A 13434-nucleotide genomic window follows, 5' to 3' on the forward strand; every position below is an offset into this window, starting at 1 on the left:
ATCAGCCGCCAAGAACGACAAATCGCGAATTGAACGAACAACAACATGGCTCAACAACTTCCACCGGGCGCTGACAAGGAACAGGCCGTTACCTGGCTCAGCGACATTTCACCGAAGGACGTCGCGCAGGGCGGCAACCGCTTCGACGCGTGGTTGCGCAAGATCAGCGGCAACCACGTCACGTTCGAGGACGTGAAGACGGTCGCCGGCGCGGTGCCGATCGTCGGCAACCTCATGGCGGCGATCGACGCGCTCGGCGATATCGCCGCGATCATCCAGAAGCGCGGCGGCCAGGTGCTCGACTACATGAGCCTGGCGATCAACCTGATCGGCGTCATTCCGCTGCCGCCGACGCTCGCGCCGTTCCGGATGTCGGCGCGCCCGCTGCTCGCGCTCGTGCGCAACCAGTTGCTGATTACGCGCAGCAATCTCGGCGCGGCGATCATTTCGGTGCTCGTCACGCATATCAACGCGACCTGCGCGACCGAGATCGAGGATTTTCTCAACAAGCTGAAGGCCGGTCTTGTCGAGCTGCTCAACGGCTGCGCGTCGAAGGCGGAAGAGCTGATGGTCGCGATCGCGCAGGGGATGGACAAGGCCCTGCACGGCCAGCTGTTCGACAACAGCGGCAACCTGAAGCGCGCGGAGCAGCTCGCGAAGAAGATGGGCGACAAGCGGCCGTGGTACAGCACGAGCCGGGTCGGCGACGGGATCGCCTTCGCGTGGGAAGGCTACAAGGCGCTTGGCAAGACCGTCGGCAACAAGGTGACAGGCTCCGCCGCGAAACTCGCGCCGGATGCGTGGCTGGAGCCGTTTCGCAGCACCGTCGCGTTCCTGCGGACGGAAGCGCCGAAGGTTGCGTCGTCGATTCGCTCGCTTGCCGGCAGCGAGGAAGGCAAGATGATGTGGCTCATCGTGCAGCTGATCGAGGCTGTGGGGCGGGCGCGGGCGCGTGGGAAGCTGCATGAGCAGAATGCGGAGGTCCAGCCGGGAGGAAAGGGCAAGGCGCAGAAGACGCGAGGGCAGGAAGGGCTGGGTAAGACCGAAGGGCAGGCGCCGGTGGAGGGGGCGGGGAAGAGTGGGTGCAAGGCTTGCGCCACCGGGTCGTCGATCGGGTCGATCGATTTTGCATTCGGGGATGAAACGTTCTCGCATATGGATTTTGACCTGCCGGGCGCATTGCCGGTTGTTTGGGAACGCACGTACCGTTCAAGGCTCTCCGCATATGACGGCGGCGAGCTGGGCGCACGCTGGATTACGCCGTATACAACCCGTATCGATATCAAGGGGGATCAGTGGGTCCTTCGTGATGCGGAAGGTCGCAGTGTCGAATATCGTGCGCTCGCGGCTGGCGAGGTGCGCGATGACCTGTCCGAGAATCTGACGCTGTCGCGTCTCGACGATACGTGGGTGACGATCGCATACGGCCACGTAGCGTTGTTTGTGTACGAACGTCGAGGTGATGCTTTCCGACTCGCGATGCAGAAGGATCGTGCCGGCAACACGATCACGCTCGACTACGATACGCTCGATCGCCTTGCGCGGCTGATCGATGCGAGCGGCAATGTGCTCGCATTCGAGCACGACAAGTACGGCCGGATCGTTCAGATCGAACAGGTGCTCGAAGGCGGCGAGCGTCGGACGCTCGCACGCTACGAATACGATGCCGACGGCGATCTCGTACGGGCAGTCGACCGTCATGGCAATGCGCGGACCTATCAATACCGCCGACACCTCGTCACGCGCTATACCGATCGCACGGGGCGCGGTATGACGCTCGAATGGGAGGGGGCAGACGCCGAAGACAACGCGAACGCGAAGTGTGTTCGCGAATATGCTGACGATGGAAGCCTCGATATCCGCCTTGCCTGGAACCCGAACATTCGCCTGACATATGTGACCGACGCACTAGGTCAAATGACGCGTTACTACCATAACATTCACGGTTATGTGTACCGGATCGTGTATCCGGACGGCAATGAGGAATGGTTCCGGCGCGACGAACATCACAACCTGGTGCTGCACATTCTGCAGGACGGCGGCATCGAGCGGATGCAGTATGACGTACGCGGCAATATGGTTCTGCATGAGCGCGCGGACGGCAGCATCATCGAGATGGCGCACGACGACAAGGGGCAGATGATTCGCCTCGTCGATCCGAATGGGCATGTGTGGAAGCGCAAGTACGACGATGCCGGCAATCTCGTTGAGGAACTCGACCCGCTCGAGCAGACGACGAAGTACAGCTACAACGACAATGGATTGCTGACGAAAATCACCGATGCCAAGGGCGGATCGAAGGCGATCGAATACAGCGACGCGGGGCAGCCGACGAGCTACACCGATTGCTCCGGAAAGAAGACGGAATGGCGGTACGACGATATTGGCCGAGTGATCGAGGCAAAGGACGCATCCGGCGGTGTGGTCGCATATAGCTATGGAGCGAACGGTCAATTGGCCGAGGTACGTTCGCCCGCCGGTGTCGAGCAGGTGCATCATGACGCCGAAGGCCGGTTGCTGCGACATACCGATCAGCTCAATCGATCGACAAGGTACAGCTACGACTCGGCCGGCCGGATCGCGAGCCGCGCCGATGCGCTTGGGCAGGCGCTTGCATATCGCTACGACCGTCTTGGACGGTTGGCCGCGTTGACCGATCCGAACTTTGCGACATATCACTTCCACTACGATCCTGCGGGGCGGCTGATCGAGGAAATCGGCTTCGACGGAAAGTCGACCCGCTATGACTATGATTCGGAAAGCGGCCGCCTCGTTGCGGTGAATGAAGCGGGGTGCGTGACGTCGATGGACCTCGACGCAAATGGCCGTGTGGTGAAGCACGCCTCCGGGGAAAGCGAGGAGCGATTCGCATACGATCCGAGCGGGCGACTGATCGAGGCGGCAAATCGGTGCAGCCGTGTACAGTTCTTTTTCGATCCGGTCGGCAATCTTGTTCGCGAGCATCACGCTTACGATCTGTTCGGGGAGCGGCGCAGCTACGTCTGGCATCACGAATACGACGAATTGGGTAACCGACGGCGGACCGTGCGTCCGGACGGTCATGCGATCGACTGGCTGATGTACGGCTCCGGACACGTGCATGGCATGCTGCTGGACGGCGAGGAACGGGTGCAGTTCGAGCGCGACGATCTGCATCGGGAGACGGTTCGGATATTGTCGAGCAAGGTCGGGCAGCGCACGATGTATGACCCGGCCGGACGCGTGCTTCAGCAGACGGTTCAACGGATGACATCGCCTGCGCCGTTGTCCGAGCGGCGGTATCGTTACGATGCGGTGGGCCAACTGGCGCGGATAGAGGATAGCCGCAAAGGCGGGACTGACTATCGATACGACCCCATCGGACGTCTGATCGAATCTACCGATCCGATCGCGAAGGAACGGTTTGCATTCGATCCGGCGAGCAACATCATCGATCCGGTGCAGCAGCAGGCGGCGCCTGTGTCACGACCGAGCCCCGTGCGGCCGGAGAGCACATTGCCGGCTGAAGTGCCGAAGGTGCTCGGCAATCTGTTGAAGGCGTACGCAGGGATGCATTTTGAGTACGACGCGCGCGGGAATCTGGTGCGGAAACGCATGCCGACAGGCGAGCAGGAATACGAGTGGGACGGGTTCAATCGGCTGCAGTCGGTACGGGTTGCGGAGACGTCCAGACAGAGTCAGTCGCGGTATTTCTATGACGCCTTTGGTCGCCGGATTGCGAAGGAAGTGAACGGCGAAAGGACGGTGTTCGGGTGGGACGGCGATGCGCTGGCATACGAAAGCGATGGGCAGCGTGGCACGCACTATATCTATGAGCCGCGTCAGTTTGTGCCGCTTGCCCAGTACGTGACGGAGCCGGTAGCGGGAATCGCGACGCCGGAATGGAAGAGTACTGACCGTTACGTGCCAGAGGACGATCCGCTCCAGAAGGTGCCGGAACGGCGGGCGGACGCAAAGCTGTTCTATTACCACTGCGACCGGATCGGCACGCCGCAGCTGCTCACGGATGACGATGGTGACGTGGTGTGGGAGGCGTCATACAAGGCGTGGGGCGAAGCGCGAGAGGTGATTGCGCGGGCTTCGAAGGCCGCAGGGATCGTGCCGAGAAATTCCCTGAGATTTCAGGGGCAGCAAGTCGATGAGGAAACGGGACTTGCCTACAATCGTCACCGATACTACGACTCGCATTCGGGACGGTATGTGTCCAGAGATCCTATCGGTCTGGCAGGCGGGATTAACACCTACCAATATGCCGATAATCCGATTCACTGGGTCGATGCGCTTGGTTTGGCGAGGACTCCTCACGCCGGTGCGTGCCCCGACGCTGCCGCTCGTAGTGCTCTTAATTCTGTTATGGACAAGTCTATACGGATGAACAAGGAGTTTGGTGGGCTGATCTACGAGAAAGGTGGAAAATATTTTGCGACAATCCCTGTTCCAGGAACGGGGAGAACCTTTGTTCCGGCTTTGGCACTTCCTCAAGTGCCGCGCGGCGCAAAGATTGTTGGTGATTACCATACGCATGGAGATTATTCTTTGGAGGGGATGAATGGGGAAATTATAAGAACATCCGATCCCAGTCGAGATTCATTTGATAGCGATAATTTTTCGCGTGCTGACAAGCGCATTTCTGACTTGGCGGCGCTGGGATATAAATGTCACCGTTCATATCTTGGAACGCCGAGTCGTAAGATTAAGGTTTATACAGTAATGGGAGGTTCTCGTGAGCTATAACGATGATGATGTTCTCGATCTGATGAGGAAGCATCCTGCTGAAATGAATTTCAGGGGGGATTGCTTCGAGATATTTGAAATTGCTCTGAAGGAGTTTGGTGCATTTTCGAGAGGAGAGTGGCCTCTGAAGAATTACGAGGTGTCAGTTGATGTTGGGTGTGGTGGCGAGGTTGTGGTTGTCTCGTTTGTGCCCGATGTTGCTTATAGTGTGAATGGTGTGCCGTTTGAAATTGCAAGCCGAGGTATGTATAAGAACGGCCGCGGTGTCGTTTATGCATACTCGGTTTCCGAGAAGAAGCTGCTGAAAACAATTTATATGAGGTGATTTGCTGCGATAGGGATGTTGCGATGCGGTGTCGGTGTGCTTAGTGGTTAATAGATAGTTTGACTTCAAAGAGAGCTGCTTTGTCTGGGGGCTGGAATGCCGGCTCTGGCACGGCGGGAAGCGCGCAGAGCCGATCCTGCATGCCGAGTTAACCGACGGCGCGAACGGGTTGGCGATGCATTTCAAGAACATCGAAAACTAGATTCCGGGCCGCCTGCGGCAACGAGCCATCGGCCGCGTGTCACCGCGCGCCGTTCATGGATATACCGATGAAGATTCCCGCGAACGTTCACGCATACCTGTCGAAAGCAACTGGCGACGTACGGCGTGAAGACCTGCATGCCGCACTCGACGCACTCGAAAGCCTGGGCATCGCACACGACACCGGCTTCGCGCAGTTCTACCTCACGTATCAAGGGCCGTTCGTTGGCCCGCGTCCCGTCGCGGAACTGTTCGACCTGACCGACTATTCCGGCATTGCCGGCGCGCTCGACTATGTGCGGGACCGCTACGGATTTCCGGCGCACATGATTCCGCTGACCTCGGACGAAAGCGAGGGAATGTTTCTGTACGACACGCGAGACGGCGCAGTCTACGATTACGAATTGCGCGACCACGCGCGCTTCATCGCCGGCGAGACCGATGCGCGCTGGGCGACGTTCACGGCATTCCTGGCGTGGTATTTCGACGAAACGGCCGCGGATGCCTGACGGGGATGAAATGACTGGGCCGCACATCGACCTTGGAAAAATATCCGGAAAACTGGGTAGGAAGCGCGGCGTCTGGGTCAATCAACGCTACGAGACTGGCGGCGAGCCTGCGACCAGGGAGTGTTTTATCAAGAAGGTCGATAACCATTTCAAGGTCGGGTTTGACGACTATCTCGACAAGTACGAGGACGCCGTCGATCTGTATTTCGTCTACTTGCGGGCCGATTTTTCGGAATTGAGCCGAGCGGTCGAGTTCGTCGTGCGTGAAGGGTTCGCCGGCGTCGACGATTTGACGAGGTGAGCGGAGACGCCGTTCGATACTGCCGCATCTGCGGCAGCCCGCCGACCCGCCATGAATCTGGTCTGACCAGTCAGGCCTTAAGATCCCCCGGCAGCGGTCGTTAAACATGACGTTGCCCGCCGGTTCGGCGACCCATTCCACATCAAGCGGCATAGGGGAGATCGACGTCATCATGCTGTCATCGATTCGCACACGGATACTCGCGACTTGCGTCGCCATCGTGGTCACGGCGCTGGCCGCCACGGGCGGCCTGATCTATTACGTCGTGAAGCATCACAACGACGAGACAATCGACCAGAACCACAAGTCGATCCTCACCGGGCACGCGCTCGCGATCGACGAGTGGGTCGCGAGCCGGGGCAGGGAAACCCAGGCGCTGGCGGACACGATCGCGATCGGCGAAGGCGATCCGCTGCCGGCGCTGAAGCTGCTCGGCAAGTCGGGCGGCTTCGAGGTGCTGACGCTCGGCCTGCCGGACAAGACGGCCTTCTCGAACGTCCCGCTCGCACCCGGCTACGATCCGACCGCGCGCCCCTGGTACAAGCAGGCGGTCGACGCCGGCCATCTGGTCGCGACGGCGCTTTACCGCGACGCCACGACCGGCAAGCCGGCCTTCGCCTTCGCGGTGCCCATCGTGCGCGACGGCGCCGTCAAGGGCGTCATGGCCGCAAGCCTCTTCATGCAGAGCGTGAGCGCCATCGTGACCGCCGTGCACCCGACACCGTCGAGCTTTGCGTTCCTGGTGGACAAGAGCGGACGCGTGATCGCCGCGCCGAAAACCGATCTGATCATGAAGCCGGCGACCGAACTGTCGCCGGCGCTGGATGCCGAGCACCTCGACGCGCTGAAGGCGGCGTCCGCGCCCGTGGCTCTGGACATCGACGGTGCGACCAAGCTGCTGCGCGCCCAGCCGATCGCCGGCACGGACTGGTCCCTCGTGCTCGCGCTCGACAAATCGGACGTGACGACCGGCATGCGCGCCGTGGCGACGACGACGCTCGCCGCAATCCTGATCGTCGCCATCATCGCGGCGGCGCTCGTCGGCGCGCTGACGAACGCGGCCTTCAAGCGCATCCTGCTGGTGCGCGACGCACTCACCGATGTCGCGAGCGGCAGCGGCGATCTGACGAAACGCCTGCCCGCCGGCGGCGAAGACGAAGCCGCGCAGATCGCGCATGCGTTCAACCTGTTCGCCGAAAAAATCAGCACGATCCTGCTGCAGATTCGCGGGTTCAGCGAATCCGTCAACGTGGCGAGCGCCGAGATCGCGCAAGGCAACCAGGATCTCTCGAGCCGTACCGAGCATGCCGCCTCGAGCCTTCAGGAGACGGCCGCCGCCCTCGAGGAAATCGCCGGCACGGCCCGCAACTCGGCCGATGCGGTGACCCAGGTGAGCAGGCTGGCGGAATCGGCGTCGGACGTCGCGATGCGCGGCGGTGCGGTCGTCGGCGAGGTCGTCTCGACGATGCACGACATCACGCAAGCGTCGACGGAGATCGCCAACATCATCGGCGTGATCGACGGTATTGCGTTCCAGACCAACATCCTCGCACTCAATGCGGCGGTCGAAGCCGCGCGCGCGAACGAGCACGGCCGCGGCTTCGCCGTCGTGGCGGGCGAGGTGCGCGCGCTCGCGCAGCGCAGCGCGCAAGCGGCCAAGGAAATCAAGCAGCTGATCCACTCGTCGGTCGAGAAGATCGAGGGCGGCTCCGGCCTCGTGCAGACGGCCGGCGCGACGATGGACGAAATCGTCGAGGGCGTGCGCAACATCACGAGCGTGATTGCCGAAATCACGGTCGCGGCAACGGAGCAGAGCACGGGGCTCGCGCAGGTGAATCAGGCGGTTTCGCAGCTCGACAACGCGACGCAGCAGAACGCGGCGCTCGTCGAGCAGTCGGCGGCCGCCGCGACGCTCTTGCGCGAGCAAGCAGGCAAGCTTGCGGAGACGGTCGGCGCGTTCAAGCTGGCGGAAGGTCGCATGTCGACGCAGCAGCCTGGGTGACGGGCGTGACGTCGGGCGCCGCAAATTGCCGGATTCGATCGTCTCGCGCATTCATACCGTCCGTCGCCGCATGCCGCGATTCATTGGCATAATCACGGCCCGCCGCGACGCTCCGCGGCCTGATCGATCCTTTGGCCTATTTCTGCGGCAACGATGCTTACCTCGACATCACCGGCGACCGAAGTCTCGCTGAAACGTATTCTGGAACAGCCCGGCGACTTCTCCGGCCGACTTTACCTGCCCCCGACGCCGTGGACGCTGGACACCGTCGGCGCGTTCGCGCCCGACTCGACGGACCCGGACGAGGACACGGTGCCCGACATCGCAAGGCAACCGGGCTGGCGCATCACGCTCGACAGCGCGACGATCGAGGACATCGTGATCAACGCGCACGAGCAGGTGGACGATCCGGGCATCCTGCAATTGCTCGAAGCATTCGTGTACTACGTCGAGAACGACGCGTTCATTCTGTTCTGAGGCAGGCATCCTGACCGACCGTGCACCCGAGCAAGCTCGACAACATCCTGAAGCTCGACACGCATGCGCGAGTCGACTACTTCGTCCGCAAGGTCGCGGACTTCGAGGTGGTGTGGGGCCTGTTCGATGAAGGGTGGGCGTGCGCGCGGCATGGTGGCGCAACGGTGATGCCGTTCTGGCCGGAGGCGGCGTTCGCCGGCCGGTGTGCGGAAGGCGCGTGGTCCGGTTTCCGGCCGAGCGCGATTGCGCTGGCGGATTTCCTGTCGCGCTGGCTGCCGGGCATGGCGCGCGACGGCCGCCTCTGCGCGGTGTTTCCCGTCCCCGGGCAAGCCGGGCCGCCGATGCAGCCGCCGGACCTGCTGGAGCGGATCGCGCGGGAAGCGCGGCAATACGAATGAGCGGCGAACGAAGCGCCCCCGCGAGCAACCCCGTCCACGCCGCCTCGTGCGCCGCTTACGGCAGCGAGATCGTCAGATTCGCCGATTCCGGCCCGACCTTGATGACCTGCGAATACGGCGCGAGCGCCTGCAGCGTCTTGTCCTTGAGATACGTGTTGAGCCCGAGATACGCGAGCAGCGCGACGAGCCCGAACACCGCGCCGATCGCCCATACCGGCACCTCGCGCTTTAGCCGGTGCGCGATCTGGTCCGGCAGCGGCCAGTGCGGCGCGAACGGCGCGCGCTTGCCCTTCATGTGCGCGATCTCGTCGCCGATGCGCGCGGTCAGGTATGCGAGCTTCTCCGGCCCTTCGATCAGGTACTTGCCCTGGAACCCGAGCAGCAGGCACATGTGGAACACCTCGAGCGACTGCAGCCGCGCCGCGCCCTTTGCGCGGCAATCCTCGAGATACTGGAAGAACTTCTCGCCCGCGAGCTGCTCGCCGAACAGCGCGAGCTGCAGCGGCCGGCGCTCCCAGTCCGGGCGGATCTTGTACTGCGACGACAGCACCGTCTCGTCGACCGCCGCGCAGAACGCGAACTTCGCGCTGTACACGTCCTCGGCCGAGATGTTCAGCTTCTTCGCGCCGCGCTCGTAGTCGGCGAGGAATTCCTGGATGCGCGTGCTGAACTCGCTCGCGCTCTCCGGCTCGCGGCCGTTCTTGAGCAGGAACAGCATGTAGAAGCCGTCGTACAGCAGGTCGAGCAGCGAGCGCGCCTGGAACGAGGCATCCGTCGACGCGGGGGCAAGGGGAGTCGGCGCGTTGTCGCCGAACAGGGAAGGCGCGTAGCTCATGATGTGACCGCGATCAGTTCGAACTTCAGGTCATTGATGCCAGTCGGCGCGTAGATCATCGCGGACTGGGCCTGCAGCATGCGCTCGTACAGCGGGCCGCGCGCATCGAGCGCGAAGTAGCATGCGCCCGGGCGGACCGGAATCGCGGGCGGCACCTGCGGCGTGTACGCGAGGCGCACGCCGGGCATGGCCGACAGCACGAGCTTGTCGACGTCGTCGGGCGCGCCGACCTTGAAGCGGGCCGGCACGGCCTCGACGAGCTCGACGCTCGGCAGGTCCGCGGATACCGCGAGGTAGAACGCGGTCTTCTCGTCGATCTTGCCGGAATCGAGCCGGCCGAGATGGAACGACGGGCGCACCTCGTCGAGCGTGATCGCGAAGTAGCGCGTCGAGATCACGGTGTCGAGCAGCTCGCGCAGGATCAGGTCGAGACGCGCGAAGCCCGGGCCCGGATCGTCGTGGCGGTACGCGGGCAGGTCGGCGAGCGTGTAGCCCTTCGAGAACGTCATCAGCTGGCCGGCGAGGCGCAGCAGTTCCTGGAACAGCCGCTCCGGATGCAGCGCGGCATGCTGGTGCAGGTGCGCGAGCGTCGCGAACGCGGCGTTCGCGGTGTGCAGCAGCCAGAACGACGCGATGTCGCCCGAGCGGAATTCGATGATGTTCTTCGACGGCTCGCGGTGAAAGCCATACAGCGCATTCACCTTCGCCTGCAGCGCGTCGATCAGCTGGCGCAGCCGCTGGTGCAGGATCGGCGACGCCTCGATCGCGAGGCACGGCGGCACGAAGCTGTCGTCGATCTCGAAGCCGGACGTCGCGGTGCGGCGCACGCGCACGAGCGGAACCGACAGCAGCTGGTCGCGCGGCTCGCTGTGCGCGATCAGCTTGACCTGCGTCTTCAGGAACGTGACGTCGGCCTCGGCCGCGTCGGTGAAGTTGTCGGCGACGCTCGTCTGCTCGCTGACGAAGCGCGTCGTGAAGCCGGTCGCCGGATCGTCGTTGTAGTTCGCGCCGTTCTCGCGCAGCGGGTGCAGCGCGAGGTAGAACACGAACTCGTTGATGCCCTCCGGCAGCGTGTCGAGCGCGACCGGCGGCGCCAGGTCGTCCGCCTGCGGCGCCGCGTACAGCGCGCCGTCCGGAAACACGAGCGACAGCTCGGCCAGGCGCAGCACGTTGCTGCCGAGCGCGTCGCGGTCGACGCGCACCGTGCGCACGCCCCAGTTGTACGGCTGGATCGCCTGGATGGATTCGAACAGGCGCGCCTCATGGTACGCATCCTGTCGCTGGAAGTGTTGAGGCCGAAGGAACAGCCCCTCTCCCCATAGCACCTTGGCCGAATAACTCATGTCAAACCCGGTTAATGTCGTGATGCGAAGTAATCGATTTGCTCGCGCCCGAATTAAATCGCCAATTGTTAACTCTTGTTAATTGACATTCATGCGTCATGCTTAACCGCAGCTGACCGACGAAAGCATATTGAGCGGTTGCGAGGGCGCACCTTGTTGCGGCGCGATGACGGTGCCGCCGGTGACGGTCATCGCGCAATTATGCAGGCCGATGATTATGCCGGATTTCTCCGACTTCGCCGGATCGAATGTCAGTTTCCAGCGCTGCAGCGCCGGGTCGCGGAACAGCGCGACGATACCGAACGCCTGCGCTTCGCGCGACACCTTTTCGGTCGCCGTATAGCGCTGGCCCGGAATCAGCGTGATTTCGCGCACGTTCAGCAAGTCCGCGCCCAATGCGGCCTTTTCCTTGTTCGGATCGGTAAAACTGTCGAACGGCGCCTGCTGGAACGAGGTCGGGTCCTTCAGCGCATAGAGGCGCACGACGAGCGCGAGCGGCTTGTTGTCGTTCGCGGCGTTCAGGTTCGGCGCAGCGGCGAGCGTGAGGCCGAGGTTGCGCGGCGGCTTCTGCGAATCGGGCAGTTCGGGCTTGCCGACGCCGGCGGCCTGCATCACCGCGCTCGCGGCCGAGCCGATCAGCGGGGCGGCCACGCATCCGGCCAGAAGTGCGCAGGCGGCCAGCGGCAGCGCATAGCGAATCATGAGCGATTTCATCGTTGTTTCCGGCTTGCCGCCTTTTACTCCCTGTCAAAACTACCAGTCATTGCCGCATCCGTCGGAATGGCCGGATTTTCATCGTTCAGCTATTAAGCAAGGCACGCATCCGTCGCGGTGGTGGTCGGCAAATTTTTCCGTATTCCGGATCGCGCGTTGCATCGCGAGTAAAACTTGCGCATCCGATCCCGAGCGCCTCCATCCACTCTGACGCGCGACGTCATGTGAGGGGCAGCGCGCGGATTTATAAGGAATTACCTTGCACGCGGCGATTGAATTATGAAAAATTGATCGGTACTATACCCGCGCGCTTCTCGCAAAGCAAAAGAACCAGATTCTCAACGATTTAAAACTCACGCGCCGGTGGATATAACGATGAAAGACCGTCTCTTCGCAAAACTTTCTGGGGTCGTGGTGGCTTGCGGCGTGATCGCCGGCTGTGCAAGCACGCCCACGCCGCCGAGCGCCGAGGTGTTCAACAAGTCGCTGGCCGACGCGGACGCCGTTGCGAAGGCAGGCGACCAGGACCGCGCGCTGGGCCTGTACCAGGCGCTGGCGAAGGCGGACCCGACGCGCGAGGAGCCGTGGTCGCGCATCGCGCAGATCCAGTTCGCGCAGAACCATTACGGCCAGGCGATCGTCGCCGCGCAGGAAGCGCTGGAGCGCGACAAGACCGACCGCCAGGCGAAGAGCGTGCTGGCCGTCGCCGGCCTGCGGATCGCGACGCAATCGCTCGGCGAGCTGCGCCAGGATTCGTCGCTCGCGGGCGACGCGAAGTCGGACGCGCAGCAACTCGCCAAGCAACTGCGCGACACGCTCGGCGAATCCTCGCTGTTCCCGCCGGAGCAGCGCACCGGGAAGGTGCGGCAGACGCGCCGCACGGTTCATCGGGCGAAGGGGGCGGCCGCGCCGGCCGCCGAAGCCGCGGCGCCGACCGCGCCGGCCGCGAACGCGGCAGCACCCGCCACCGCGCCGCAGAAGGGCGGGGCGGACCCGTTCAGCGCGCTGCGCTGATCGGCACGACAACCACATGACAATCTGAACCTGGGAGCCGTCGATGGCCAAGAACGAGAGCATTCAGAAGCGCCTGCAGAAAATACGGCCGCCGCGCGTCCAGCTGACCTACGAGGTCGAGAAGGGCGACGCGATCGAGGTGAAGGAACTGCCGTTCGTCGTCGGGGTGGTCGGCGATCTGGCGGGCCAGTCGGAAGTCGAGCAGCCGAAGCTGCGCGACCGCAAGTTCGTCAACATCGATCGCGACAACTTCGACGACGTGATGAAGGCGATCGAGCCGCGCGCCGTGTTCCAGGTGGAAAACCGCCTGAGCGAAGGCGGCGGCAAGTTCGCGGTCGACCTGAAGTTCCGCGCGCTGTCGGATTTCAATCCGGACGACGTGGTCCAGCAGGTCGAGCCGCTGCGCCGCCTGCTCGAGGCGCGCTCGAAGCTCGCCGACCTGCGCAACAAGCTCGCCGGCAACGACAAGCTCGAGGACCTGCTCTCCGAGGTGCTGCAGAACACGCAGCAGCTCCAGGAGCTCGCCAAGGGCACCGAGGGTGGCAAAGACGGCGACAAAGACGGCGAATGACGACGGGGTG

13 protein-coding genes are annotated in these 13434 nt (G+C 63.0%); 10 read left to right on the forward strand and 3 right to left on the reverse strand.

The genetic code is table 11. The annotated features are described in order from the left end of the window. Positions 1-45 precede the first annotated feature (45 nt). The 7 genes from B7P44_RS02315 to B7P44_RS02340 all read left to right on the forward strand — a co-directional run bounded on the left by B7P44_RS02315 (position 46) and on the right by B7P44_RS02340 (position 8947). Positions 46-4734 (forward strand): RHS repeat-associated core domain-containing protein, encoded by a 4689-nt coding sequence (locus B7P44_RS02315; protein ID WP_084900186.1) that lies wholly within the window; start codon positions 46-48, stop codon positions 4732-4734. Next, on the forward strand, positions 4724-5059 hold the full coding sequence (locus B7P44_RS36135) for a hypothetical protein (RefSeq protein ID WP_133118082.1): 336 nt from the start codon (positions 4724-4726) through the stop codon (positions 5057-5059). The genes B7P44_RS02315 and B7P44_RS36135 overlap by 11 nt, the downstream gene beginning before the upstream one ends. A 269-nt stretch (positions 5060-5328) precedes the next feature. Further along, positions 5329-5769, forward strand: a complete 441-nt coding sequence (locus B7P44_RS37425; RefSeq protein ID WP_231716644.1) for an SMI1/KNR4 family protein — start codon at positions 5329-5331, stop codon at positions 5767-5769. Then, positions 5762-6070, forward strand: a complete 309-nt coding sequence (locus tag B7P44_RS02325; RefSeq protein WP_084900189.1) for a hypothetical protein — start codon at positions 5762-5764, stop codon at positions 6068-6070. The genes B7P44_RS37425 and B7P44_RS02325 overlap by 8 nt, the downstream gene beginning before the upstream one ends. A 172-nt stretch (positions 6071-6242) precedes the next feature. Beyond that, the gene (locus B7P44_RS02330; protein WP_084900192.1) at positions 6243-8072 is read left to right on the forward strand and encodes a methyl-accepting chemotaxis protein; all 1830 of its coding nucleotides are present in this window, start codon (positions 6243-6245) and stop codon (positions 8070-8072) included. Between the two features lie 153 nt (positions 8073-8225). After that, positions 8226-8549, forward strand: coding sequence for a DUF7716 domain-containing protein (locus B7P44_RS02335; RefSeq protein WP_084900194.1), 324 nt, complete (start codon positions 8226-8228; stop codon positions 8547-8549). Positions 8550-8569: 20 nt separating this feature from the next. Then, the gene (locus B7P44_RS02340) at positions 8570-8947 is read left to right on the forward strand and encodes a DUF2750 domain-containing protein (protein ID WP_084900198.1); all 378 of its coding nucleotides are present in this window, start codon (positions 8570-8572) and stop codon (positions 8945-8947) included. Positions 8948-9002: 55 nt separating this feature from the next. Here B7P44_RS02340 and B7P44_RS02345 read toward each other — a convergent pair whose 3' ends face one another. The 3 genes from B7P44_RS02345 to tssJ all read right to left on the reverse strand — a co-directional run bounded on the left by B7P44_RS02345 (position 9003) and on the right by tssJ (position 11827). Next, on the reverse strand, positions 9003-9782 hold the full coding sequence (locus tag B7P44_RS02345) for a DotU family type IV/VI secretion system protein (RefSeq protein WP_084900201.1): 780 nt from the start codon (positions 9780-9782) through the stop codon (positions 9003-9005). Next, positions 9779-11125 (reverse strand): type VI secretion system baseplate subunit TssK, encoded by a 1347-nt coding sequence (tssK, locus tag B7P44_RS02350; RefSeq protein WP_084900204.1) that lies wholly within the window; start codon positions 11123-11125, stop codon positions 9779-9781. The genes B7P44_RS02345 and tssK overlap by 4 nt, the downstream gene beginning before the upstream one ends. A 102-nt stretch (positions 11126-11227) precedes the next feature. After that, a complete protein-coding gene (gene tssJ / locus B7P44_RS02355) occupies positions 11228-11827 on the reverse strand; it encodes a type VI secretion system lipoprotein TssJ (protein ID WP_193834349.1) in 600 nt (199 codons plus the stop codon). On the opposite strand from tssJ, the gene B7P44_RS37060 reads away from it, so the two are divergent. From B7P44_RS37060 to tssB, 3 genes are all read left to right on the forward strand, one after another. Continuing rightward, positions 11826-12050 carry a hypothetical protein gene (locus B7P44_RS37060; protein ID WP_167389792.1) on the forward strand — a complete coding sequence of 75 codons (225 nt, stop codon included), beginning with the start codon at positions 11826-11828 and terminating at the stop codon, positions 12048-12050. The two genes, tssJ and B7P44_RS37060, sit on opposite strands and share 2 nt — an antisense overlap. Before the next feature lie 164 nt (positions 12051-12214). Further along, a complete protein-coding gene (locus tag B7P44_RS02360) occupies positions 12215-12853 on the forward strand; it encodes a tetratricopeptide repeat protein (protein WP_084900208.1) in 639 nt (212 codons plus the stop codon). 43 nt (positions 12854-12896) lie between these two features. Next, positions 12897-13424 (forward strand): type VI secretion system contractile sheath small subunit, encoded by a 528-nt coding sequence (tssB, locus tag B7P44_RS02365; RefSeq protein WP_084900211.1) that lies wholly within the window; start codon positions 12897-12899, stop codon positions 13422-13424. The last annotated feature ends 10 nt before the right edge of the window (positions 13425-13434 follow it).

This window comes from Burkholderia ubonensis subsp. mesacidophila, assembly GCF_002097715.1.
Lineage (GTDB): Bacteria > Pseudomonadota > Gammaproteobacteria > Burkholderiales > Burkholderiaceae > Burkholderia > Burkholderia mesacidophila.